Genomic DNA, 22776 nt, shown 5'->3' with positions numbered 1-22776 from the left:
CTCTACGTCACAGCGTCATCCCAGCGTGTGACTGAATGGCACTGATGTTGCGAATGCTCAGTCCACCGCCCGAAGTGGTCTCGATCCACCCTCGCTCCCGCCACGGCTTGAGGGCCGCACCGACCGCGTTGCGCGAGGCGCCAATAAGCTGTGAGAGCTCAGTCTGGGTCAGCCGCACGGTCACGAAGGAGGCAGACATTGTGGCGGCCTTGCACAACCGTTCTAGGGCCGAAGCCAGCCGAACCGGAACCGGTGACGTGGCGAGCTCAACCCTGACCGCGTCTCCCTCTCGGACTCGGGCGATCGCATGCTGCAGCAAGAGAGAGAGGAGGTCATGGCTCTCCACGAACTTGAGGAAGTCAACAGCCGGAATGACGTGAACCCCACACTTCTCGGCGGCCAACACGGAAGCGGTCCGCGGTTGTGAGTCCAGCACAGCCAACTCGCCCAGCAGTTCGCCCGCGCCACGGACAGCCAGGAGCATGCGCTCGCCATTACGTGCCGTTCGCGTGATGACGGCAGAGCCCCAAGCCAGCAGTATCACGTGCGTACCAGAATCCCCCTCCCGCAACAGAATGCTCCTAGCTGGCCGCGTCCGCAGCGGTGCCAGCTCCTTCAGCTGGCTCCACAGTTCGTCGCCCAATGCCTGCGCATGCGGTTGATACATCACACCTCCAGCAGCTGGAATGCTTGTCAGTACAAAGCGTCCTAAGAAGTTAAGTAATCCATCAACAGGGCAAAACCAGCCATCACAAGTGCAATCCGCACCAGGTCCACTGCAAGCCGCACAGCCCGAAACTTCCGCCCAGCCAAAGCAGCCAGGACTCGCAAACGCCTCGCATCCGATGTGGAACGAGCCAACGTGAGTGCCCCTCCCTCAACTTGCGGGCATCCCGCCTCCTCGGCAAGTGCTGCCGGTAGACCAGCTCGTGGCAACGCCGGACGTAGAGCTCCCAGCGCGGCGATAATCGCACTCGCTAGCAGTACACAGACTGCAGCCAGCCCGTACACAAGAAAGCCTGAGGCGCCTTCCGCCTGCACCAAGACCGTCACGCTGAGCGTCAACAGTCCCCCGGCCACTCCACACAGCGCAGTGGCCTTCGTATCGGCTCGCTGAATCTCAGCGAACGCTTCATCCGCACGCGCCCCGTAAGCCACGGCCGTAGTCACACGCTGCCCGTCCACGCGAACCTCCCGATGTCTTAGACAGATCACGACGCACTTACCATGCCCACGGGAGCCTGCTGCGGCTGCCCTTCACCAGGCACGCCTCAGGCAATACAGCTCACGCACAACGTGTTTAGTTCTTCTGCTTCTCGTGTGTCACATGAACCTGGCGCAGCGCACATGATTGTCACCCACCCCATAGCTGGCACCGCACTGTATGGACCATCGGGATCAGCAGGGGGAATGAGGAAGGATTCACAGAAACTATGTACCAATGCTTCCAGGCGCGACCTCCCTAATTCACACGTGGTTGAAAATGTGGGCGGGCATTCCCATTCAACATTGCTAATCGACGCGCCGGATCAATTTTATGATCAAGTCCACCCATCTCCTCGCATGCAAGGAAAGGGACTGGAAGAGCCTCTGAGATGTGAGAGATTTTTCCTCGTAGGTGACCAGCAGACTCTCAGGCTTCCTCGTTCAGGGTCGCGACTTAACAATGGATATCATTCAGCCCGCGACATGCACAGCCACCTCGTCCTCGACGTACGTTGCTGCAACATAAGCCACTGCACATAGCGCATGACCTTATTGGCTGGCCCCTTACCGTCCCGGACAAGTGGAGAGGTGAACTGGCGGGCCTTCTAGGGTAAGAAATTCAAAGTGCCCACAAAAAATCCACCCCCAGGTCTTTCAACCTGGGGGTGGACTATGGAGCGGGCGACGGGAATCGAACCCGCGCTATAAGCTTGGGAAGCTCATGTTCTACCATTAAACTACGCCCGCGAGATTTCGCCGGAGGCGATCTCGGTGCGGACACTGTACCGCATCCGGGAAGTGTCCCGCAGGCCGGTTCGGCAGGCCCCCACCCCGGGAGGGTGGGGGCCTTCGCGCTGCTCCGGGAGGCCGCCCCCGGGGTGTGGGTGGTGGGGCCGCCAGGGCGTCGGGGCGGGAGTCACCGGGGCGCCGGGGCAAGGGAGTTGGGGCGTACGGTGGGTGTCGGAGCGGCGCCTGGGTGAGCGCCCCCTTCATCCCCTACCGTGACGCTCGTCAGCCTTCGTCCCGACCTCCTCGCGGGGGTCCGAGGCACGAGGGGAAGCGGACGTCTGGGAGAGGGAAGCGATGCAGTCCACGGTGGTGCGTTGTAGCGAGGGCCACGAGTTCCGCACCTCGGTTTTTCCGATGCCGCAGCTGGACGAGGCCCGGATCGGGCCCGGGCGGTTGCTGCGCTGTCCGCGCTGCGCCCGGCTGAGGAACGCGGTGCCGGTTTCGATGCCCGAGGCACGTCGGGAGCGGTAGGTCCGGGGCGGGTAGTCTCGGCTCGTGCTTCTGTCAGACAAGGACATCCGGGCCGAGATCGACTCCGGGCGGGTGACCATCGAGCCGTACGACCCGGCGATGGTGCAGCCGTCCAGCATCGACGTACGCCTGGACCGTTACTTCCGGGTCTTCGAGAACCACCGTTACCCGCACATCGACCCCGCCGTGGAACAGCCGGACCTGACGCGGTTGATCGAACCGCAGGGGGACGAGCCGTTCATCCTGCACCCCGGGGAGTTCGTGCTGGCCTCGACCTACGAGGTGATCGGACTGCCGGACGACCTCGCCTCCCGGCTGGAGGGCAAGTCCTCGCTGGGGCGACTGGGTCTGCTGACGCACTCCACGGCGGGTTTCATCGACCCCGGGTTCAGCGGTCACGTGACCCTGGAGCTGTCCAACGTGGCGACCCTGCCGATGAAGTTGTGGCCGGGGATGAAGATCGGTCAGCTGTGCATGTTCCGGCTGACCTCGGCCGCGGAGTTCCCCTACGGCTCCTCCCGTTACGGTTCGCGCTACCAGGGGCAGCGCGGGCCGACGCCCTCCCGCTCGTACAAGGACTTCCACCGCACACGGGTCTGAGCCGTCGGGAGGGACACGGAATGGGTGACGAGCGGGAGGAACTGAGCTACCCCCTCTTCGGGCAGGCCGTACGGGAGTTGGCGCGGTCGGTCGCGGAGGACGGGTACGAGCCGGACATCATCCTGTCCATCGCCCGGGGCGGGCTGTTCGTTGCCGGTGGGCTGGGGTACGCGCTGGACGTGAAGAACCTCTACGTGACCAACGTGGAGTTCTACGAGGGCGTGGGCAGGACCCTCGAAGTCCCTATGATGCTGCCGCCGTTGCCCAACGCGGTGGACTTCTCCCAGAAGAAGGTGCTGGTCGCGGACGACGTGGCGGACACCGGGCGGACCCTGCGGCTGGTGTACGACTTCTGCGAGGGGCACGCGGCCGAGGTGCGGTCGGCGGTGATCTACGAGAAGCCCGGGTCCCTGGTGAAGTGCGAGTACGTGTGGCGCCGCACCACGAAGTGGATCAACTTCCCCTGGTCCTGTGAACCGCCGGTGGTACGGCGCGAGGGCCAGGTACCCGAAGCCTGAGCCGGGGCAGGGCGGGGCCGTCGCCCCGGGGCAGGCGCTGGTCGGCGCAGGCCCACGTTCGGACGGGTCCGGTCACTCCGTCAGGGGCAGGCACTCGGCGAGCAGGCCGACGACGTCGTGCCAGGCGCGCCGCGCGTGGTGGGGGTGGTAGCCGACGCCGGGGACCACGGGGTGGTCGACCGGCGGGTGGTGGAAGGCGTGCACGGCGCCGCCGTAGACCACCAGGCGCCAGTCGACATCCGCGTCCCGCATCTCGGCCGTGAACGCGTCCCGTTGCGCGGGCGCCATGATCGGATCCTGGGACCCGACCCCGGCCCACACCGGGCAGCGGATGCGCGCCGCCTCGCCCGGGCGGCCGGTGGTCAGTCCGTTGACGGTCCCGATCGCGCGCAGGTTGACCCCGTCGCGCCCGAGTTCCAGCGCGATCGCGCCACCGGTGCCGTAGCCGACGGCGGCGATCCGGTCGGGGTCGACGCGCGGTTCGGCGCGCAGCACGTCGAGCGCCGCGTGGCCGATGTCCCGCATCCGGTCGGGGTCGTCCAGCAGCGGCAGGCAACGGGCCAGCATCTCCTCCGGGTCGTCCAGGTAGCGCCCGCCGTGGATGTCGAAGGCGAGCGCCACGTACCCCAGTTCGGCGAGGGCGTCGGCCCGACGGCGCTCGACGTCGCTGAGCCCGGTGCCCTCCGGGCCGAGCAGCACCGCGGGCCGGCGGTCGGTACCGGCCGGGAGCGCGAGGTGCCCGATCATCGTCAGGCCGTCGGCCGGGTACTCGACCGTGCGCGTGGTGATCGTCGTCATGGGACGGGACGCTAGTCCGGCCCGGGGGCTCGTGGACAGGGCCTCGGGTACGCCCGTGGCAGACCGCGACCGCCCCGAGCCCGGCCCCGTGTTGCCGCTCGCCGGCCGCGACGGACCGGGGATGCCAGTCCCCCGGCCCCCGCCACCCGGTACGGGCGTCACGCGGTGGCGCGGCCAGGCGCGCTCCCCGGGGGCGTACCACCGCGCGCCGGCCGGCGTGACCCGTACGGGGACCACGTACGCGGTGCCCGACCAGGTCCCGAACACCTGCCGGGGCCCCACCTTCACCGGCCAGCGCCCCGCCCACGGAGACCCGCGAGAGCCGCGAGGACCGCGATGCGGGACAGCACCTCCGCCGGCGCCCTCCGGGGAACGGACGCCCTCAACCGCCCGACGCACAGGGGCGGTTGACGCCCTCCTGACGTTGCCCGCGCAGCCGACGAGGTAGCCACCCGTGCCGCTTCCCGGCTCGCGTACCCACCGGGTCGGGGTGCGGTCTGTCACCGCCCGGACTGACATTTGTCACGCCGACCGATGACAGCGCGCACTGCCTCAGCCGCTCCACGGACGGAAGCCTTGAGGCATGGACACAGACGAGCTGGTGATCGAGACACACGGGCTGAGGCGACGTTACGGCTCGCGCGGCAAGGACGGTTTCGAGGCCGTACGGGGGTTGGACCTGGCGGTGCGCCGGGGCGAACTGTTCGCCCTGCTGGGCACCAACGGCGCCGGCAAGACCTCCACCGTGGAGCTGCTGGAGGGCCTGGACCGGCCCACCGACGGCACCGTACGGGTGCTGGGCCACGACCCGTACCGGGAGCGGAACCGGGTGCGGCCCCGGATCGGGGTGATGCTCCAGGAGGGCGGTTTCCCCTCGGAGCTGACCGTCCAGGAGACCGCCCGGATGTGGAGCGGCTGCACCTCCGACCCCATGCCCCTGGGCGAGGCCCTGGAGTTCGTGGGCCTGACCCGGCGGGAGAAGGTCCGGGTCAAGCAGCTGTCGGGGGGTGAGCGGCGCCGGCTGGACCTGGCCCTCGCGGTGCTGGGCCGACCCGAGGTGCTGTTCCTGGACGAACCGACGACCGGCATGGACGCCGAGGCCCGGCACGCGACCCAGCGGTTGGTGGGGCACCTGCGCGAGCGGGGCACCACGGTGCTGCTGACCACCCACTACCTGGAGGAGGCCGAGCAGTTGGCGGACCGGCTGGCCATCATGCACGCCGGCCGGATCGTCACCTCCGGCACCACCGACGAGGTGACCCGGGAACGTCCGTCCCGCATCCGCTGCACGCTGCCGCCCGGGGTGGAGCGCTGGCGGTTGCCGGCCTCCCTGGGTGCCGGTGGCGAGGGCAGCACGGTGGAGATCAGGACCGAGAACCTCCAGCACACCCTGACCGAACTGCTCGACTGGGCCCGGGCGCAGAACGTGCCGCTGGCCCAACTGGACGCGCGGACCGCCTCGTTGGAGGAGGCGTTCCTGGACATCGCGGGCTCGGTGAACGGCCGGGAACCGCTGACCGTAGGGGAGGCCCACTGATGACCACCACGGCTCTGGGACGGATGTCGGCGCTGGGCAGGGCGGAGCTGACGCTGCTGCTGCGCAACCGTTCGGCGATGGTCACCGCGCTGCTGCTGCCGCCGGTGCTGGTGCTGAGCGCCAAGCGGCTGTTCGACGGGATGTCCTCGCTCGACGAGGCCGGGTTCAGTGTGGGAGAGATGCTGGTCACAGCCGGTTTCGGGCTGATCCTGACCATGACCGTCTACACCACCCTGGTCGCCTCCTACGTCACCCGCCGCGAGGAGCTGGTGCTCAAGCGGCTGCGTACCGGTGAGGCGTCGGACGCGCAGATCCTGGCGAGTACGGCCCTGCCGGTGGCGACCCTGGCGCTGGCCCAGATCACGCTGCTGTTGCTGGTGGGCGTGGGGTATCTGGACGTGTCCGCGCCGGCCCGGCCGGACCTGCTGGTGGCCGGGGTGGTGCTGGGGCTGCTCCTCATCGTGCTGGCGTCCGCCGCCACCACCATCGTGACCAAGACGACCGAGAGCGCGCAGGTGACCGTGATGCCGGTACTGATCGTGACCATGATGACCTCGGGGATGCTCACCCCGCTGGACGCCCTGCCGGACACCATGGGCCAGATCTGCCGGCTGATGCCGCTGACCCCGTCCGTGGAGCTGCTCCAGGCCGGCCTCCAGGGGGGCATGGACGGTACGGAGGTGCTGCGGGCGCTGGGCGTTAGCCTGGCCTGGGCCGTGGCCGCCGGGTACGCGGTGAACAGGTGGTTCCGCTGGGAACCGCGCCAGTGAGGTCGAGGGCGGAACGGGGAGCGGCGATGGCGCCGAAGTGGCTGACCGGCTGGTGGACCGACCGGAACACCCCGGACCGGATCGAGATATACACCCGCTACAGCTTCCTGTTCTTCGCCCTCGCCGAGCTGCTGTGGGTGGGGGTGTCGGCCCTTCGGTGGGCGGACACCCCCACCGCCGTACGACTGGGCCTGTTCGCCCTGGTGGCCGCGCACGCGGCCACCTCGGCGTTGGCCAGCGTGCGGGCCCTGGACTGGGCCATGGAGCGGCGGGGCCGGCCCACCGCCGAGTTCGTGGTCTGCTGGGCGTTGGCGTGTGGGCTGTTCGCCGGGTCGCTGGCGCTGTGCGCGACCGGGCAGCTGTCCCAGCGGGTCATCTTCGCCACCGCCGTGGGCCCCCTGATCTTCGCCGTGGTCCCGGTGACCGCCAACCTCGCCAACCGTCACCAGCCCCGGGTGGTGGTGGCCGTCGGGCTGCTGGTCGGGCTCGGCTCCTGGGTGGCCGGCCTTCCCGGCCGTACCCCGCTGGCCATGGGGTTCGCGGCGCTGTGGTTCGCCCTGTTCGCGGCGTTCACCGCCCGGTTCTCCACCTGGCTGGTGGCGGTGGTGTGGGAGCTGTACCGGGCCAGGGAGACCCAGACCCGGCTGGCGGTGGCCGAGGAGCGGCTGCGCTTCTCCCGTGACCTGCACGACGTGCTGGGCCGCAACCTGTCGGTGATCGCCCTCAAGAGCGAGCTGGCGGTACAGCTGGCGCAGCGGGGGGAGGCCGGTCAGCGGTCGGCGCGGGACCAGATGGTGGAGGTGCAGCGGTTGGCGCGGGACTCCCAGCGGGAGGTGCGCGAGGTGGTACGGGGGTACCGGGAGACCGGGCTCGACACCGAACTCGCGGGCGCCCGTGGGGTGTTGGAGTCGGCGGGCATCGACTGCGAGATCGCCACCTCGGGGGTGGACCGGCTCCCGCACCCGGTACAGACCGCCCTGGGGTGGGTGGTGCGGGAGGGCACCACCAACGTGCTGCGGCACTCGGAGGCGGCGAACTGCGCGATCCGTCTCCGTCAGGACGGGGAGCGGGCGGTGCTGGTGGTGGCCAACAACGGCTCCCCGGTGAACGGCACCGGGCGGGGCGACGGCTCGGGGCTGAAGGGGCTGCGGGAGCGGCTGGCCCGGCTGAACGGCACCCTGCGGACCGAGCGGGGTGGTGACGGTACCTTCCGGCTGACCGCCGAGGTGCCGTACGGGGAGGATGGTGGCGGCGAGCCGAAGGTGGTGGGTACGTGACCGAACAGCGGTTGCTGCGGGTGCTGTTGGCGGACGACGAGCATCTGATCCGGGGGGCGGTGGCGGCCCTGCTGGCCCTGGAGGACGACCTGGAGATCGTGGCGGAGGCCGCCTCGGGGCCGGAGGCGCTGGCCATGGCGCGGGCGCACCGCCCGGACGTGGCGGTGCTGGACCTCAACATGCCGGGGGCGGACGGGGTGGAGGTGGCCCAGGCCCTGCGGGGTGAGCTGCCCGGCTGCACCACCATGATCGTCACCGGTCACGGGCGGCCGGGGAACCTCAAGCAGGCCTTGGCGGCGGGGGTGCGGGGGTTCCTGCCCAAGACGGTCTCGGCACAGCGGCTGGCCGAGATCATCCGTGACGTCCACGCCGGAAACCGTTACGTGGACCCGGAGTTGGCGGCCGACGCCATCAGTGCCGGGGACTCCCCGCTGACCTCCCGGGAGGCGGAGCTGCTGGACCTGGCGGCGGACGGTGCCTCGATCGCGGACATCGCCCAGCGGGCCTCGCTGGCCCCGGGCACGGTCCGCAACTACCTCTCCGCGGCGGCCAACAAGCTGGGTGCGGAGAACCGTCACACCGCCGCCCGGATCGCCCGCGAGCGGGGCTGGCTGTAGGGCGGGGCGTTCGGCAGGGGCCTGGTGTGGCCCCGGAGGTCGCGGGTGGGGTGGCGCCCGTACCCCCGGTGCGCCGGGCCGTTGCCCAGCGGCGCCCCCGGTATCCCCGTGCGTACGGGGTGCGGACAGCCGTCCGCCGCCGTGCGGAGGCCCGTGGAGGGCCGTACCGGCACGGCGGCGGGAGGGCGGACGGTCAGATGGTGCCCAGCTTGATCAGGCCGAGCAGGGCGACCAGTTGGATGGAGGAGGCGCCCAGCGCCTTGGTCCAGGGCAGGTCGTGGGAGCGGCTGACCATCATGGTGAACAGCACGCCGGCACCGAGCCAGGTCACCCAGCCCAGCAGGCGGACGAAGGAGTCGTCGCCGCCCAGGAAGATGGCGAACAGCAACCGGGGGGCGTCGGTGAGGGACATGATCAGCATGGACAGTCCCACGGTGGGCTGCCACAGGCCGTCGCCCCCGAACTGCCGGGCCATGGTGTGGGTGACCGCGCCGAGCATCAGACCGGCGAGGAGTACCGCGATCCCGGTGGACAGCACATAGGGGATGGCGGTGGTGAGGGTGGCGTGGATGGCCTCCTCACGGGCGTTGTGCAGGCCGAAGAGGGCCAGCAGCCCGTAGAGGAAGGTGACGATGAGCGCCGGGCCCCAGACCGCGTGGTCGCGCATCTGCCAGAAGGTGGGGCTGGGGCGGAGGATGATGCCCCGCAGCAGGTCCTTCCAGTGCATCCTGGGCCCGACCGGGTACCCGCCGTTGCCGTACTGCTGGGCGGGCCCGTAGTCGCCCGGCCCGTACCCCTGGTCCGGGGCCTCTCCCACCGTGAAGCTCTGGGTGTGTCCCGGGCTGTTGGCCCAGTCCCCGCCGTGCGGGTCGCCGTAGTTCGGTGGGGCGAGGTACTCCGGGCCGTCCTGGCTCCCCGGAGCCGCCGGCCAGTCCGGCCGGGTGGGTTCGACGTGCGGGGGCCGCTGCCCGTACGCGTGCGGGGGCGGGCCCTGACCCGGTGGTGCCGGGTAGGGCGCCCCGGGCGGGGGCTGCTGACCCTGCTGTGCGTTCTGCGGTTGCCGGCCGCGTCCGATCCTGAATCCAGCCACGTCATCGAACGTACCCTCTTCCGTGGCCACTGGGAGCCGGCGGCGGGAGAATCTCGGGGTCTTTGCCGTCCAGTCGTGACATCCCCTAGGGGGCCCCGGTGGTGCTGGGGACACCCCGCCGGTGGAGCTGGCACCCGGTTTCGCCCCGGGGCGCCGTTCGGGCGACCGACAGGTCCGTACGGGGGTGGGCGTGACCGTCGTACGACGGACCGGGGGCCACGGGAGGAGTTCCCGTGGCCCCCGGTCCTGGGCGTCGTGGTGGGCGGCTACTTCACCGACTCCGGCGCGGGGGCCGGCTCGTCCTCGGCGGCGCCGTCCCCCTCCTCGGGGTCGGCCGGGGTACGCACCGAGTCCAGCAGCAGCTGGGCCACGTCGACCACCTGCAACTCCTCCCGGGCCTTGCCGTCGTTCTTCTTGCCGTTCACCGAGTCGGTGAGCATCACCAGGCAGAAGGGGCAGGCGGTGGAGACGATGTCGGGGTTGAGGGCGAGGGCCTCGTCCACCCGCTCGTTGTTGACGCGCTTGCCGATGCGCTCCTCCATCCACATGCGGGCGCCGCCGGCGCCGCAGCAGAAGCCCCGGTCCTTGTGTCGGTGCATCTCCTCGTTCCGCAGGCCCGGCACCTTGGCGATGATCTCGCGCGGTGGTGTGTAGACCTTGTTGTGGCGGCCGAGGTAGCAGGGGTCGTGGTAGGTGATCAGCCCCTCGACGGGGGTGACCGGCACCAGCTTCCCCTCGTCCACCAGGTGTTGGAGCAGCTGGGTGTGGTGGATGACCTCGTAGTCCCCGCCGAGCTGGGGGTACTCGTTGGCGATGGTGTTGAAGCAGTGCGGGCAGGTGGTGACGATCCGCTTGCGGGACTTCTCGACCGTCACGCCCTCGTCCTCGTCCTCGCCGAAGGCCATGTTGAGGGTGCTGACGTTCTCCTGGCCGAGCTGCTGGAACAGGAACTCGTTGCCCAGCCGTCGGGCCGAGTCGCCGGTGCACTTCTCGTCGCCGCCCATGATGGCGAAGGAGACCCCGGCGATGTGCAGCAGTTCGGCGAAGGCCTTGGTGGTCTTCTTGGCCCGGTCCTCCAGGGCGCCGGCGCAGCCGACCCAGTAGAGGTAGTCGACCTCGGTGAGGTCCTCGATCGTCTTGCCGACGACGGGCACCTCGAAGCCGATCTCGCGCTCCAGCTCCTTGGTCCACTCCAGGCGCTGCTTCTTGGCCAGGCCCCAGGGGTTGCCCTTCTTCTCCAGGTTCTTCAGCATCGTGCCGGCCTCGGAGGGGAAGCTGGACTCGATCATCACCTGGTAGCGGCGCATGTCGACGATGTGGTCGATGTGCTCGATGTCGACCGGGCACTGTTCCACGCAGGCACCGCAGGTGGTGCAGGACCACAGCACGTCGGGGTCGATGACCCCGTTCTCCTCGTGGGTGCCGATCAGGGGGCGTTCGGCCTCGTCCAGGGCGGAGCGGGGTACGTTCCGCAGCTGCTCCTCGGTGGCGCGTTCCTCGCCCTCCATGTCCTTGCCGCCACCGGCCAGCAGGTAGGGGGCCTTGGCGTGGGCGTTGTCCCGCAGGGACATGATCAGCAGCTTGGGGGACAGCGGCTTGCCGGTGTTCCAGGCGGGGCACTGGGACTGGCAGCGTCCGCACTCGGTGCAGGTGGAGAAGTCGAGGATGCCCTTCCAGGAGAAGTGCTCGACCTGGGAGACCCCGAACTGGTCGTCCTCGCCGGGGTCCTCGAAGTCGATCGGCTTGCCCTTGGAGACCATCGGCTGGAGGGCGCCGAGGGCGCTGGAGCCGTCGGCCTCCCGCTTGAACCAGATGTTGGGGAAGGCGAGGAAGCGGTGCCAGGCCACGCTCATGTCGGTGTTGAGCGAGACCGTGATCATCCAGATCAGGGAGACGCTGATCTTGATCGCGGCGAAGAGGTAGACCAGGTTCTGCAGCGCGCCGACGGACAGTCCGTCGAAGGCGGTGACCAGCGGGTACGACAGGAAGTAGTCGACCTCGTAGTGGTCGACGTGGTGGAGGGCCCCCTCCAGTCCCCTGAGCACCAGGATGCAGATCCCGATGGTGAGGATCACGTACTCCACGAAGTACGCCTGCCAGGCGGTGGAGCCGGCGAACCGGGACTTGCGGCCGGCCCGGGAGGGCAGGTTGAGCAGCCGGATCACGATCAGCGCGGCGATGCCCAGGACGGTCATGGCGCCGATGAACTCGATGTACATCTCGTACGGCGGGAAGCCGCCGATGAGCGGGAGGGTCCAGTCGGCCTGGAACAGCTGGCCGTAGGCGGTGGCCAGGGTGGGGGGCAGGGTGAGGAAGCCGATCGCCACGAACCAGTGGGCGACGCCGACCACACCCCAGCGGTTCATCCGGGTGTGCCCCAGGAACTCCTTGATCAGGGTGGCGGTGCGCTCCTTGGGGTGGCCGGTGCGGTTGCCCGCCGGCAGGGGTTGGCCCAGCCTGACGAAGCGGTAGATCTGCGCCACGGCTCGACCGAACAGCGCGAGACCGACCGCGGACAGGACCAGCGTGACGATGATCGCGGCGAGTTGCATACGAGGCTCCTCGGGCCTGCGGAGGGCGTGGTGACGGCGGCGAGAGGGCAGTCCTGGTAAGGCAAACCTTACTAAGCAGTAACTTATCTCGCCGGTTAGAGGGTACCCACTATCTCAGTGGCGCTGTAGCCGGTGACCCGTGATCTGTGTCGCGACCTGGACCACCCCCTTCAGGGGTCCCGAAACCCCTCCCCCGCCGGGACCACGCGCCCAACCCACCCGCCGCCCCCGGGAGTTCACCCCCGCTCTAGTCCCCCTTACCCGCCTGGCTCCCCCCGCCCTCCCCGTCCGCCGGCCCGGCCGCGTACGCCAACGGAGGCGCGATCGCCTGGGCGTCAGCCCCCTCACCGACCCACAGGGAGATGAACAGCGCCGCCGTCGCCTCCAGCAGCCCCGCACGCTCCAGGCCACCACCGGCCACCGGTTCACAGCCCACGTCCCGCACCAGTTCCCGCACCCGCGCCAGGGCGGTCCCGTCGTCCCCGCAGACCGGAACGGCCAGGGGGCGCCCGTCGAAGACCGGGGGCCGCATCCGCCACACGTCCTCGTGGCAGAGGTTGAAGGCCTTGACCACGTGGGCCCCCGGCGCCGCCTCGGCCAACAGCCGCGCGGCGGAGGGACCGCCCTCCGTCAGCAGCCGGAAGCCCGGCCCCACCGGGTTGGAGCAGTCGACCAGCACCCTGCCCTCCAGGGCCGGGCGGAGGTCACGTACCACCTCGGCCCCGGCACCGAAGGGCAGCGCCGCCAACACCGCGTCCCGCCCGAACCCGGCCGCCTCCCGCAACCCCACGGCACGCGCCCCGCCACCGAGACGTGCCGCCAGCCGCTCCGCCCGGTGCGCGTCCCGCCCCCCGACGGCCACCTCGTGCCCGGCGCGCACCCAGTGGGTGGCGAGCGCGTCGGCCATGTTGCCCGTTCCCAGTACGCCGATCCTCATCACTGACTCCCTCTTCGCGGCCTGTTGACCCGTTCACCCCCACGCTAGGAAGTGGCTCGGGCACCATTCGGTACGTGACGCCTGACGCCTTCCTCGCCGACTGCCGCGCCCGCCTCGCCTTCGACCTGCTCTCCCACACCTGGAACGCCGTCGTGCTCTGGGCGCTGCGCGAGGGCCCCCGGCGCCCGGTGGAACTGCGGGAGAGGATCGGGGGCATCAGCTCCAAGGTCCTGACCGAGACCCTGCGCAGGCTCCAGTTCAACGGCCTCGTCGAGCGGCGGGCGCACCCCGGTTCCCCGCCCCGGGTCGAGTACGAACTCACCGACCTGGGCCGGACCCTGCTGCCGGCCATCGACACCTTCGGCAAGTGGGGCTTCGAGCACGGCGACGAGGTGATGGCCGCCCAGGAGGCGGCGTCCACCCCGGAACCGGCTCCCGCCCGGACGCCGACCACACCACCCGAGGACACGGACACCTCGGCCCCGAGTCCACGCCGGCACCCCAAGTCCCGTCACCCCGGGGGCCGTTGACTCCAGAACGGCACCCCTTCCCCGGTCGGGGGCGGCCGGCCCGGGTGGCGGAGGTTCCTCTCGGGGTGGACGCTGGTGGGGCGGGCGATCCGGGGTGGCCGGTGCGCCTGGCCGGGCGGCATCGACCGGAGGCGCCGGAGGGAAGCGGCGCCCCGGGGGCGCGGCACCGGGTACGGCCGGTGGCGACGGCGACAGGCGACGTACCGGCCGCGCACCCCACGGGGGCGGGCCGGCCAGGGTTGGCCTCCGGCGAGGGCGCCCGGCGCGTCCGGCTCGCGGCGGTGGTCCACCTGAGGAGGGCGTGAGGAAGGTCGCACGACTGTCCGGCCACCCTAATACACGCCTCTGACCTGGGCTTACGCCATGACGAAACTTCGCTGCGTGAATTTACCGCAGGAGAGTTGAGCCAGGTCGACTCATAGCAATTGACGCCGCCCCCTCGTGTCAGGCACTCTTGAGCCAGTTCCACTCAAGGCTCTTTCTGGAGGACCGGAAAATGACACGTGCGGTCGGCATCGACCTGGGTACGACGAACTCCGTCGTCAGTGTTCTCGAAGGCGGTGAGCCCACCGTCATCACCAATGCCGAGGGCGCCAGGACCACGCCGTCCGTCGTGGCCTTCGCCAAGAACGGCGAGGTGCTGGTGGGTGAGGTCGCCAAGCGTCAGGCGGTGACCAACGTCGACCGGACCATCCGCTCGGTCAAGCGCCACATGGGCACCGACTGGAAGGTCAACCTCGACGGCAAGGACTTCAACCCGCAGCAGATGAGCGCCTTCATCCTGCAGAAGTTGAAGCGGGACGCCGAGTCCTACCTCGGCGAGAAGGTCAGTGACGCGGTCATCACCGTCCCGGCCTACTTCAACGACCACGAGCGGCAGGCCACCAAGGAGGCCGGGGAGATCGCGGGTCTGAACGTCCTGCGCATCGTCAACGAGCCGACCGCCGCCGCCCTCGCCTACGGCCTGGAGAAGGACGACCAGACCATCCTGGTCTTCGACCTCGGTGGCGGCACCTTCGACGTCTCCCTGCTGGAGATCGGCGACGGTGTGGTCGAGGTCAAGGCCACCAACGGCGACAACCACCTCGGTGGTGACGACTGGGACCAGCGGGTCGTGGACTACCTGGTCAAGCAGTTCAACAACGGCCACGGCGTGGACCTGTCCAAGGACAAGATGGCGCTCCAGCGTCTGCGCGAGGCCGCGGAGAAGGCCAAGATCGAGCTGTCCTCCTCCACCGAGACCAGCATCAACCTGCCCTACATCACCGCCTCCGCCGAGGGCCCGCTGCACCTGGACGAGAAGCTGACCCGGGCGCAGTTCCAGCAGCTGACCAGCGACCTGCTGGAGCGCTGCAAGACCCCGTTCCACAACGTCATCAAGGACGCCGGCATCCAGCTGTCCGAGATCGACCACGTGGTGCTGGTCGGTGGCTCCACCCGTATGCCGGCCGTGGCCGAGCTGGTCAAGGAGCTGACCGGCGGCAAGGAGGCCAACAAGGGCGTCAACCCGGACGAGGTCGTGGCCATCGGCGCCAGCCTCCAGGCCGGTGTGCTCAAGGGTGAGGTCAAGGACGTCCTGCTGCTGGACGTCACCCCGCTGTCCCTCGGTATCGAGACCAAGGGCGGCATCATGACCAAGCTGATCGAGCGCAACACCACGATCCCCACCAAGCGTTCGGAGATCTTCACCACGGCCGAGGACAACCAGCCCTCGGTGCAGATCCAGGTCTACCAGGGCGAGCGGGAGATCGCGGCGTACAACAAGAAGCTCGGGATGTTCGAGCTGACGGGCCTGCCGCCGGCTCCCCGTGGCGTGCCGCAGATCGAGGTCACCTTCGACATCGACGCCAACGGCATCATGCACGTCGCGGCCAAGGACCTGGGCACCGGCAAGGAACAGAAGATGACCGTCACCGGCGGCTCCGCGCTCCCCAAGGACGACATCGAGCGGATGATGCGGGACGCCGAGCAGTACGCCGACGAGGACTCCAAGCGCCGTGAGGCCGCCGAGACCCGTAACCAGGCCGAGCAGCTGGTGTACCAGACGGAGAAGTTCCTCAAGGACAACGACGAGAAGGTCCCCGGGGACGTCAAGTCCGAGGTGGAGTCCGCCGTCAGCGACCTCAAGGAGAAGCTGAAGGGCGAGGACACCGCCGCCATCCGCGAGGCCTCCGAGAAGGTCGCCGCCACCAGCCAGAAGCTGGGTCAGGCGCTGTACGCCGACGCCCAGGCCGCCCAGGGCGGTGCCGAGGGCGCCGAGGGTGCCGAGGGCGCCAGCAAGGCCAAGGCCGACGGTGGCGACGAGGACGTGGTGGACGCCGAGATCGTCGACGACGAGACCGGCAACAAGAACGACAAGTCGCAAGGTGGTGCCGCGTGACGGAGGAGACACCGGGCTTCGACCAGGAGCCCGAGGTCCCCGACGACGCCGCGCAGTCCGATGAGGCAGCGGCCAAGGCCGCCGGGTCCGCCGAGAAGGCGGGCCCGGAGGCCCCGTCGGGTGACACGAAGGAAGACAAGGGCCGTACGGGCGGCGGGTCGGCGGGCGAGGCGGCACTGACCGCCCAGCTGGACCAGACGCGCACCGCCCTGCACGAACGCACCCAGGACCTGCAACGGCTCCAGGCGGAGTTCCAGAACTACCGCCGCCGGGTGGAGCGGGACCGCGCCGCCGTCAAGGAGGTCGCGGTCGCCAACCTGCTCACCGAGCTGCTGCCGGTGCTGGACGACATCGGACGGGCCCGGGACCACGGGGAGTTGGTGGGCGGCTTCAAGTCGGTCGCCGAGTCCCTGGAGATGGTGGCCGCCAAGATGGGGCTGATGCAGTTCGGCAAGGAGGGCGAGCCCTTCGACCCGACGGTGCACGAGGCGCTGATGCACTCGTACTCCCCGGACGTCACCGAGACCACGTGCGTGCAGGTTCTTCAGCCGGGGTATCGCATCGGCGAACGCACCATCCGGCCGGCCCGGGTGGGCGTGGCCGAACCCCAGCCGGGGGCTCCGGCCAAGGCCGAGGAGGAGTCCGAGGCGGCCGAGTCCAAGGAGGCGAAGGGCGGTTCAGACGCGGGAGACGAGAAGGACGACGGTGACACGGCCGAGGCGTGAGGCCGGCCACCGTAGGCCCGTGGGAGAGGAGGGACGCCGAGGATGAGCACCAAGGACTTCATCGAGAAGGACTACTACAAGGTCCTCGGCGTCCCCAAGGACGCCACCGAGGCGGAGATCAAGAAGGCGTACCGCAAGCTGGCCCGGGAGAACCACCCCGACGCCAACACCGGTGACGCCAAGGCCGAGGAGCGTTTCAAGGACGTCTCCGAGGCCTACGACGTTCTCGGGGACGCCAAGCGCCGCAAGGAGTACGACGAGGCGCGCACCCTGTTCGGCTCGGGCGGTTTCCGTCCCGGACCGGGTGCCGGCGGAGCGGGAGCCGGCGGCTTCAACTTCGACCTGAGCGACCTCTTCGGCGGCGGCCAGACCAGTCAGGGGCCGGCCGGCGGTGGCTTCGGCGGCGGGCTGGGCGACGTGTTCGGCGGCCTGTTCGGCGGCCGGACCGGCACCACCCGTACCCAGCCCCGGCGGGGACAGGACATCGAGTCCGAGGTGACGCTCAGCTTCACCGAGGCGGTGGACGGGGCCACGGTCCCGTTGCGGATGTCCTCCTCGGCCGCCTGCAAGAAGTGCTCCGGTACCGGCGACAAGAACGGCACCCCCCGGGTGTGCCCCACCTGTGTGGGCACCGGCCAGGTGTCCCGGGGCGGTGGCGGGGGCTTCTCCCTCACCGACCCCTGCGTGGACTGCAAGGGTCGCGGCCTGATCGCCGAGGACCCCTGCGACGTCTGCCGGGGCAGTGGCCGGGCGACCAGTTCCCGCACCATGCAGGTGCGGGTGCCGGCCGGGGTGACCGACGGGCAGCGCATCCGGCTGCGGGGCAAGGGTGCCCCCGGAGAGCGGGGCGGGCCCAACGGCGACCTGTACGTGGTCGTCCACGTCGGCGGCCACCCGGTGTTCGGACGCCGGGGGGACAACCTGACCCTCACCGTTCCGGTCACCTTCACCGAGGCCGCGTTGGGGGCGGAGATCAAGGTCCCGACCCTGGGCGGCCCCCCGGTCACCCTGCGGCTGCCGGCCGGCACCCCCAGCGGGCGTACGATGCGCGCTCGCGGGAAGGGTGCCCGACGCAAGGACGGGACCAGGGGAGACCTGTTGGTCACCGTGGAGGTCGCGGTGCCACGACAACTGAGCGACAAGGCGAAGGACCTTCTGGAGTCCTACCGGGACGCGGAGTCCGGTGAGGACCCCAGAGCGGAGATCTTCAGGGCCGCGAAGGGAGACTGACGTGAACGGCCGAGGTGGACGCAAGAACCCGTACGAGCTGACCGACGAGTCGCCCGTGTACGTCATCTCGGTCGCCGCGCAACTGTCGGGGCTGCATCCGCAGACCCTTCGGCAGTACGACCGACTCGGGCTGGTCTCCCCCGACCGCACCGCCGGCCGGGGCCGCCGCTACAGCGCCCGTGACATCGAACTGCTGCGGCAGGTCCAGCAGTTGAGCCAGGACGAGGGCATCAACCTGGCCGGCATCAAGCGCATCATCGAGCTGGAGAACCAGGTCGCGGCGCTCAGCGCGCGGGTGGCCGAACTCCAGCAGGCGGTGGACGGCGCCGCGGTGGCGATGCGCCAGCGCGAGGCACAGGTGCACGCCTCGTACCGCCGTGAGGTGGTGCCGTACCAGGACGTGCAGCAGTCCAGCGCGCTGGTGGTCTGGCGCCCCAAGGGGCGGCGCAAGTAGCCGTCCGACCAGAGCACCGCACCCCGCACCCCGGCGAACCCCCTTGCCCCGCAAGGGGGTTCGTCATGTCCGCCCACCACCTCACCGGGCCCACCCGGGCGCCCCTCCTCCCCCGGCCCGGGCGCCTCTGTCGGGTCCGTACCCACGCTGCCCGAGTCGGGCGACCGTACGACCACGGCTCCACTCGGCCCCGTGACACCGGCCGCCCCCGTCGGGGCACCCGCCTCCGCCCGGCCCCACGCGAACCGGGCACCCCGGGTCCGGCCACCGACCGACCGGGGCGGCACAAGGCCCGGGGCCATACGGTTGCGCCTTCACCCGCCCCCGTGCCTCCACCGCCCGGGGCGGCAGTCGTGGAGCCGCTCCAGCCACCACCGCCTCCGGCACCCGGACCGGGGCGCCCGTACAGCTGCGGCTGGAGCGGCCCCGGCCCGCGTGGTCGGGGCACCCCGGGCCCGACCACCGACCGACCGGGGCGGCAGCCGTACAACGGCCCCGGCCACCACGGGCCACCGCCCCGTACCGGTCACCGAGACCACCGGGCCCCCGGGCCGCCGGAACGGGGCGACCGTACGACTACGACTCCGCCCCGCCCCGTGACACCTGCCGCCCCCGTCGGGGCTCGGCGGGGCGCCCACGGCGGGCTTACCAGGGGTTTATGTAGGTTGCGGGCAGGATGGCCGCAGGGTCTACGGCAAGGAGGATGTCCGCTGTGTGTGCCTGTCGTCGCACCCTCCCGGGGTTCGCGCACGGCCGGGCGGTGAGCCGCCCGGTGAGGTCCGGCCACCACACCCGGAAAGTGGGGCCAGGTCATGGCCGGCACCGCTGAGGTCCCCTCGCCCGGCGGCCAGCCCCCCAAGTCACCGCCGCCGAAACCGGCCTGGGACCCCAGGGGCGCGAAGAACGGGAAGAACGGCAGGAACGGACACCCGGACGAGGGCCGGTTGCGGCCCACCATCCGTATCCGGCTGACCCTGCTGTACGGCGGACTGTTCCTGATGGCCGGCGTCATCCTGCTGGTGATCATCTACCTGCTGACCGCCCAGACGCTGAACGAGGGCGCCTCCAGCTTCCGCGTCTACGGCGGCTACGACCTGCGGCTGTCCAGCGACAACTGCCCGGCGGTGAGCCAGGCGACCAACATCAACGAGTTCAACCGCATCCTGGACGCCTGCCAGGAGGCCCAGCGTTCGGCCGTACTGAACTCGCTGATGAAGCGCTCCCTGCTGTGCCTGCTGGGGCTGACCGTCCTGGCCTTCGCCGCCGGCTACATGGTCGCCGGACGGGTGCTGTCCCCCATCGGCCGGATCACCCGCACCGCGCAGGGCGTCGTCAGCTCCGACCTGCACAAGCGGATCGACCTGGACGGCCCGGACGACGAGCTGAAGGAACTGGCCGACACCTTCGACGAGATGCTGGACCGGCTGGACCGCGCCTTCAACGCCCAGCAACGGTTCGTCGCCAACGCCTCCCACGAACTGCGCACCCCCCTGGCCATCAACCGCACCCTGCTGGAGGTGCAGATGGCCGACCCCGAGGTGTCCCCGGAACTCTCCCAGCTCGGCAAGACCCTGCTGGCCACCAACGAACGCAGCGAACAGCTGGTCGAGGGGCTGCTGCTGCTCGCCCGCAGCGAGAACGAGAACATCGAGCGCAAGCCGGTCGACCTGTCCGAGGTGGCCTCCCAGGCCGTGGAACTGGTGCGCCCGGAGGCCGAGCAGAAGGGCATCGAACTGCGCGGCATCCGCCAGCCCGCCTACGTCATGGGCAACGGGGTGCTGCTGGAGCGGGTGGCGCAGAACCTCGTACAGAACGCCGTGCGCTACAACGTCTGCCGCGAGGACTCCCCCTGGGTGGAGGTCACCACCGAGGCCCGGGAGGGCTTCGCCCTGCTGACGGTCAGCAACACCGGCCCCCAGGTCCCGGCCTACGAGGTCGACAACCTCTTCGAACCGTTCCGCCGGCTGCGCACGGAACGCACCGGCAGCGACCGGGGAGTGGGCCTGGGACTGTCCATCGTGCGGTCGGTGGCCACCGCCCACGGGGGGCGGGTCAGCGCCGAACCCCGGGAGAACGGCGGCCTGGTGGTCCGGGTGACCCTGCCGGTGCAGTGAGCCCACCCGGGCGCGGCCCCGGGCCGGTCGGGCACCCGGCCGGCCCGACGGTGGCCGGCGCGGGGGACGGGGTGAACCGTAGGGTGGCGGCATGGTGTCCGTCGGTGGTCTGCGCGTAGCGGTACCGCGAGGTCGGGCCGCCGACGCCACCCTGGCCGCCGTGGTGTTCGTGCCGGTGGCCCTCGGCTCCTCGCGGTCGCTGCTGGGCGCCCGCAGGGAGTCCTGGACGGCCACCTCGCTGGGCTGGGTGCTGATCGTCCTGTGCTGTGCGGCGCTGTACTGGCACCGCCGCCACCCGGTGGCCGTCGGCTGGTTCACCCTGGTCACCACCTTCGGCTACTACATCGGCAGCGCCTACGACGGTCCCCTGCTGGTGGCCTTCGTCATCGCCCTGTACTCGGTGGCCGAACGGGCCCGGCTGGTCCACGCCATGGTGCTGGGCGCCCTGATGGTGGCCGGTACCGGGGTCGGCTCCGCCTCCGGCAACGACGACGTCAACGCGGTCGCCCTGTTCATGCTCGGCGGCTGGATGGTGGGCGTGATCGCCCTGGGCCGGGTACGCCGACACCACCTCGCCTACAGCCGGGTGGTGGAGCAGCGGGCCATCACCGAGGAACGCCTGCGGATCGCCAGGGAACTCCACGACGTGGTCGGCCACCACCTGTCGCTGATCAACGTCCAGTCCACCGCCGCCCTACGCCGCCTGGAACGGGACCGGACCGGCCGACCCGAGGGCAGCTCCGGCAGTGGTTCCGGCAGCGCTCCCGGCAGCGGCCCCGATGGCGCCCGCGCGGTGGAGGCCCTGGGAGCGGTACGGGAGTCCAGCCGGGAGGCGCTACGGGAGCTGCGCGCCACCCTCGGGATGCTGCGGAACCCCGACGAGCGGGCGCCCACCGCCCCGCCCCCCGGACTGGACCGGGTGACCGAACTGCTGGAGTCCGCGCGGCGGGCCGGGCTGGACGCCCGGGTGGAGTGGCTGGGCTCCCGGCGCCCGCTGCCGACCGAGGTGGAGCTGGCCGGGTTCCGTATCGTCCAGGAGTCGCTGACCAACGTGGCCCGGCACGCCCAGGCCACCTCCGCCCGGGTGCGGGTGCGGTACGAGGAGGGGGCGGTACGGATCGAGGTGACCGACGACGGGCGCGGCCCCGGCGCCCTGGGGGCCGGCGGGGGCAGCGGGATCGGCGGGATGCGGGAGCGGGCCCGCTCCCTGGGGGGCGAGTTGGAGGCGGGCCGGGCCCCGGGCGGAGGGTTCCGGGTGGCGGCCCGGCTGCCCCTGGATGGCGGGCGCGGGCCGGAGGACGTACGAAGGAGCCGAGGATGATCAGGGTGGTGCTGGCGGACGACCAGCGGCTGGTGCGCGCCGGGTTCCGCTCGATCCTGGAGGACGAGGACGACCTGCGGGTGGTGGGGGAGGCCGGGGACGGCGAGGAGGCGCTGCGGGTCTGCCGGGAGACACGGCCGGACGTGGTGCTGATGGACGTGCGGATGCCGGGCACCGACGGACTGGAGGCGACCGGGCGGATCGGCGCGGACCGGGAGCTGTCGGCGGTACGGGTGGTCATCCTGACCACCTTCGACCTGGACGACTACGTCTACGCCGCGCTGCGCTCCGGCGCCAGCGGCTTCCTGGTGAAGGACACCGAACCCGAGGAACTGGTGCAGGCGGTACGGGTGGCGGCCCGGGGTGACGCGCTGATCAGCCCGCACATCACCCGGCGTCTGATCGCGGAGTTCGCCACCCGGGTACGCGCCCCCGAGCCCGGCCCCCGGCTGCGGTCGCTGACCGAACGGGAGCGGGAGGTGATGCGGCTGGTCGCGGCCGGCCGCAGCAACGACGAGATCGCCCGGGAACTGGTGCTGAGCCCGGCCACCGCCAAGACCCACGTCAGCCGCATCATGACCAAACTGGACGTACGGGACCGATCCCAGCTGGTGGTGCTGGCCTACGAGTCGGGCATGGTCAACCCCCGCTGGCTCAGCGGCGGTTGACGGGCCCGCACGGGCGGACGCGCGGGCGGCCGGGGTTCGGGGGCCGCGCCCCCGGAACACCACGAGCCACCCCACCCTCCCGGGGTTTCCCGGGGTCGCCGGCGCGGTACGGGCTGGGGCGCAACCGGGGGCGTAGGGGAGGTCCCCCAGGGGCACAACCGGCGGGGTAGCCGTGGTGTCCGCCGTGGGCGG

Annotated in this window: 19 protein-coding genes, 1 tRNA gene and 1 pseudogene; 15 read left to right on the top strand and 6 right to left on the bottom strand. The window is 70.6% G+C overall.

Going from position 1 to position 22776, the window contains the following annotated elements; genetic code table 11:
- Positions 1-7: 7 nt before the first annotated feature.
- Both ABZT14_RS12495 and ABZT14_RS12490 read right to left on the bottom strand, forming a co-directional pair.
- Positions 8-667, bottom strand: coding sequence for a Crp/Fnr family transcriptional regulator (locus ABZT14_RS12495; RefSeq protein ID WP_356300315.1), 660 nt, complete (start codon positions 665-667; stop codon positions 8-10).
- 1212 nt (positions 668-1879) lie between these two features.
- Positions 1880-1953, bottom strand: a tRNA-Gly gene (locus ABZT14_RS12490).
- Positions 1954-2289: 336 nt separating this feature from the next.
- Between ABZT14_RS12490 and ABZT14_RS12485 the strand changes: the two genes are divergently transcribed.
- The 3 genes from ABZT14_RS12485 to ABZT14_RS12475 are packed head-to-tail and all read left to right on the top strand — an operon-like array spanning position 2290 to position 3584.
- The gene (locus ABZT14_RS12485) at positions 2290-2466 is read left to right on the top strand and encodes a hypothetical protein (RefSeq protein WP_356300313.1); all 177 of its coding nucleotides are present in this window, start codon (positions 2290-2292) and stop codon (positions 2464-2466) included.
- Positions 2467-2490: 24 nt separating this feature from the next.
- A complete protein-coding gene (dcd, locus tag ABZT14_RS12480) occupies positions 2491-3066 on the top strand; it encodes a dCTP deaminase (RefSeq protein WP_356300310.1) in 576 nt (191 codons plus the stop codon).
- Between the two features lie 20 nt (positions 3067-3086).
- The gene (locus tag ABZT14_RS12475) at positions 3087-3584 is read left to right on the top strand and encodes a phosphoribosyltransferase (RefSeq protein WP_356300307.1); all 498 of its coding nucleotides are present in this window, start codon (positions 3087-3089) and stop codon (positions 3582-3584) included.
- A 72-nt stretch (positions 3585-3656) separates the two neighbouring features.
- Here ABZT14_RS12475 and ABZT14_RS12470 read toward each other — a convergent pair whose 3' ends face one another.
- On the bottom strand, positions 3657-4382 hold the full coding sequence (locus ABZT14_RS12470) for a dienelactone hydrolase family protein (protein ID WP_356300304.1): 726 nt from the start codon (positions 4380-4382) through the stop codon (positions 3657-3659).
- 583 nt (positions 4383-4965) lie between these two features.
- On the opposite strand from ABZT14_RS12470, the gene ABZT14_RS12465 reads away from it, so the two are divergent.
- From ABZT14_RS12465 to ABZT14_RS12450, 4 genes are read left to right on the top strand one after another with little or no spacing between them, the layout of a single operon-like run.
- Positions 4966-5919, top strand: coding sequence for an ABC transporter ATP-binding protein (locus tag ABZT14_RS12465; RefSeq protein ID WP_356300301.1), 954 nt, complete (start codon positions 4966-4968; stop codon positions 5917-5919).
- Positions 5919-6689: an ABC transporter permease gene (locus ABZT14_RS12460; protein ID WP_356300299.1), complete on the top strand. Its 771-nt coding sequence runs from the start codon at positions 5919-5921 to the stop codon at positions 6687-6689. The genes ABZT14_RS12465 and ABZT14_RS12460 overlap by 1 nt, the downstream gene beginning before the upstream one ends.
- 26 nt (positions 6690-6715) lie before the next feature.
- Entirely contained in the window at positions 6716-7966 is a 1251-nt protein-coding gene (locus tag ABZT14_RS12455) for a histidine kinase (RefSeq protein WP_356300296.1), read from the top strand.
- Positions 7963-8583 (top strand): response regulator transcription factor, encoded by a 621-nt coding sequence (locus tag ABZT14_RS12450; RefSeq protein ID WP_356300293.1) that lies wholly within the window; start codon positions 7963-7965, stop codon positions 8581-8583. Before ABZT14_RS12455 ends, ABZT14_RS12450 begins: the two co-directional genes overlap by 4 nt.
- A gap of 193 nt (positions 8584-8776) precedes the next feature.
- Here the strand turns inward: ABZT14_RS12450 and ABZT14_RS12445 are convergent, their stop codons facing one another.
- The 3 genes from ABZT14_RS12445 to ABZT14_RS12435 form a co-directional block, all read right to left on the bottom strand.
- Entirely contained in the window at positions 8777-9673 is an 897-nt protein-coding gene (locus tag ABZT14_RS12445) for a Yip1 family protein (protein WP_356300290.1), read from the bottom strand.
- 266 nt (positions 9674-9939) lie between these two features.
- Positions 9940-12225 (bottom strand): (Fe-S)-binding protein, encoded by a 2286-nt coding sequence (locus tag ABZT14_RS12440; RefSeq protein ID WP_356300287.1) that lies wholly within the window; start codon positions 12223-12225, stop codon positions 9940-9942.
- Between the two features lie 247 nt (positions 12226-12472).
- Entirely contained in the window at positions 12473-13162 is a 690-nt protein-coding gene (locus ABZT14_RS12435; protein WP_356300284.1) for an NAD(P)-binding domain-containing protein, read from the bottom strand.
- Positions 13163-13236: 74 nt separating this feature from the next.
- Here ABZT14_RS12435 and ABZT14_RS12430 point away from each other — a divergent pair.
- The 8 genes and pseudogenes from ABZT14_RS12430 to ABZT14_RS12395 form a co-directional block, all read left to right on the top strand.
- A pseudogene (locus ABZT14_RS12430) lies at positions 13237-13575 on the top strand (helix-turn-helix domain-containing protein); the annotation flags it as partial.
- 613 nt (positions 13576-14188) lie between these two features.
- The gene (dnaK, locus tag ABZT14_RS12425) at positions 14189-16072 is read left to right on the top strand and encodes a molecular chaperone DnaK (protein WP_356300281.1); all 1884 of its coding nucleotides are present in this window, start codon (positions 14189-14191) and stop codon (positions 16070-16072) included.
- Entirely contained in the window at positions 16069-16797 is a 729-nt protein-coding gene (grpE, locus tag ABZT14_RS12420) for a nucleotide exchange factor GrpE (protein ID WP_356300277.1), read from the top strand. The genes dnaK and grpE overlap by 4 nt, the downstream gene beginning before the upstream one ends.
- Positions 16798-16839: 42 nt before the next feature.
- Positions 16840-18027 (top strand): molecular chaperone DnaJ, encoded by a 1188-nt coding sequence (gene dnaJ / locus ABZT14_RS12415; RefSeq protein WP_356300275.1) that lies wholly within the window; start codon positions 16840-16842, stop codon positions 18025-18027.
- A 1-nt stretch (position 18028) separates the two neighbouring features.
- Positions 18029-18481 (top strand): helix-turn-helix domain-containing protein, encoded by a 453-nt coding sequence (locus tag ABZT14_RS12410; protein WP_356300273.1) that lies wholly within the window; start codon positions 18029-18031, stop codon positions 18479-18481.
- A gap of 812 nt (positions 18482-19293) precedes the next feature.
- The gene (locus ABZT14_RS12405) at positions 19294-20595 is read left to right on the top strand and encodes a HAMP domain-containing sensor histidine kinase (RefSeq protein WP_356300270.1); all 1302 of its coding nucleotides are present in this window, start codon (positions 19294-19296) and stop codon (positions 20593-20595) included.
- A 91-nt stretch (positions 20596-20686) separates the two neighbouring features.
- Positions 20687-21916, top strand: coding sequence for a histidine kinase (locus tag ABZT14_RS12400; RefSeq protein ID WP_356300267.1), 1230 nt, complete (start codon positions 20687-20689; stop codon positions 21914-21916).
- The gene (locus tag ABZT14_RS12395; RefSeq protein WP_356300264.1) at positions 21913-22584 is read left to right on the top strand and encodes a response regulator transcription factor; all 672 of its coding nucleotides are present in this window, start codon (positions 21913-21915) and stop codon (positions 22582-22584) included. The genes ABZT14_RS12400 and ABZT14_RS12395 overlap by 4 nt, the downstream gene beginning before the upstream one ends.
- Positions 22585-22776 lie beyond the last annotated feature (192 nt).

It is taken from the genome of Streptomyces sp. NPDC005438, from assembly GCF_040606315.1.
Classification (GTDB): Bacteria; Actinomycetota; Actinomycetes; order Streptomycetales; family Streptomycetaceae; genus Streptomyces.
Note: the sequence above shows the minus strand (reverse complement) of the source record. Positions and strands in the feature narration are given on the sequence as shown.

Excerpts from the sequence above, each read along its gene's own strand:
- ABZT14_RS12395 (WP_356300264.1), top strand. The coding sequence starts at position 21,913 with ATGATCAGGGTGGTGCTGGCGGACGACCAGCGGCTGGTGCGCGCCGGG.
- ABZT14_RS12405 (WP_356300270.1), top strand. The coding sequence starts at position 19,294 with ATGGCCGGCACCGCTGAGGTCCCCTCGCCCGGCGGCCAGCCCCCCAAG.
- dnaK (WP_356300281.1), top strand. The coding sequence starts at position 14,189 with ATGACACGTGCGGTCGGCATCGACCTGGGTACGACGAACTCCGTCGTC.
- ABZT14_RS12495 (WP_356300315.1), bottom strand. The coding sequence starts at position 667 with ATGTATCAACCGCATGCGCAGGCATTGGGCGACGAACTGTGGAGCCAG.
- ABZT14_RS12440 (WP_356300287.1), bottom strand. The coding sequence starts at position 12,225 with ATGCAACTCGCCGCGATCATCGTCACGCTGGTCCTGTCCGCGGTCGGT.
- ABZT14_RS12455 (WP_356300296.1), top strand. The coding sequence starts at position 6,716 with ATGGCGCCGAAGTGGCTGACCGGCTGGTGGACCGACCGGAACACCCCG.
- ABZT14_RS12460 (WP_356300299.1), top strand. The coding sequence starts at position 5,919 with ATGACCACCACGGCTCTGGGACGGATGTCGGCGCTGGGCAGGGCGGAG.
- ABZT14_RS12470 (WP_356300304.1), bottom strand. The coding sequence starts at position 4,382 with ATGACGACGATCACCACGCGCACGGTCGAGTACCCGGCCGACGGCCTG.
- ABZT14_RS12435 (WP_356300284.1), bottom strand. The coding sequence starts at position 13,162 with ATGAGGATCGGCGTACTGGGAACGGGCAACATGGCCGACGCGCTCGCC.
- ABZT14_RS12465 (WP_356300301.1), top strand. The coding sequence starts at position 4,966 with ATGGACACAGACGAGCTGGTGATCGAGACACACGGGCTGAGGCGACGT.
- ABZT14_RS12485 (WP_356300313.1), top strand. The coding sequence starts at position 2,290 with ATGCAGTCCACGGTGGTGCGTTGTAGCGAGGGCCACGAGTTCCGCACC.
- ABZT14_RS12475 (WP_356300307.1), top strand. The coding sequence starts at position 3,087 with ATGGGTGACGAGCGGGAGGAACTGAGCTACCCCCTCTTCGGGCAGGCC.
- dnaJ (WP_356300275.1), top strand. The coding sequence starts at position 16,840 with ATGAGCACCAAGGACTTCATCGAGAAGGACTACTACAAGGTCCTCGGC.
- ABZT14_RS12400 (WP_356300267.1), top strand. The coding sequence starts at position 20,687 with ATGGTGTCCGTCGGTGGTCTGCGCGTAGCGGTACCGCGAGGTCGGGCC.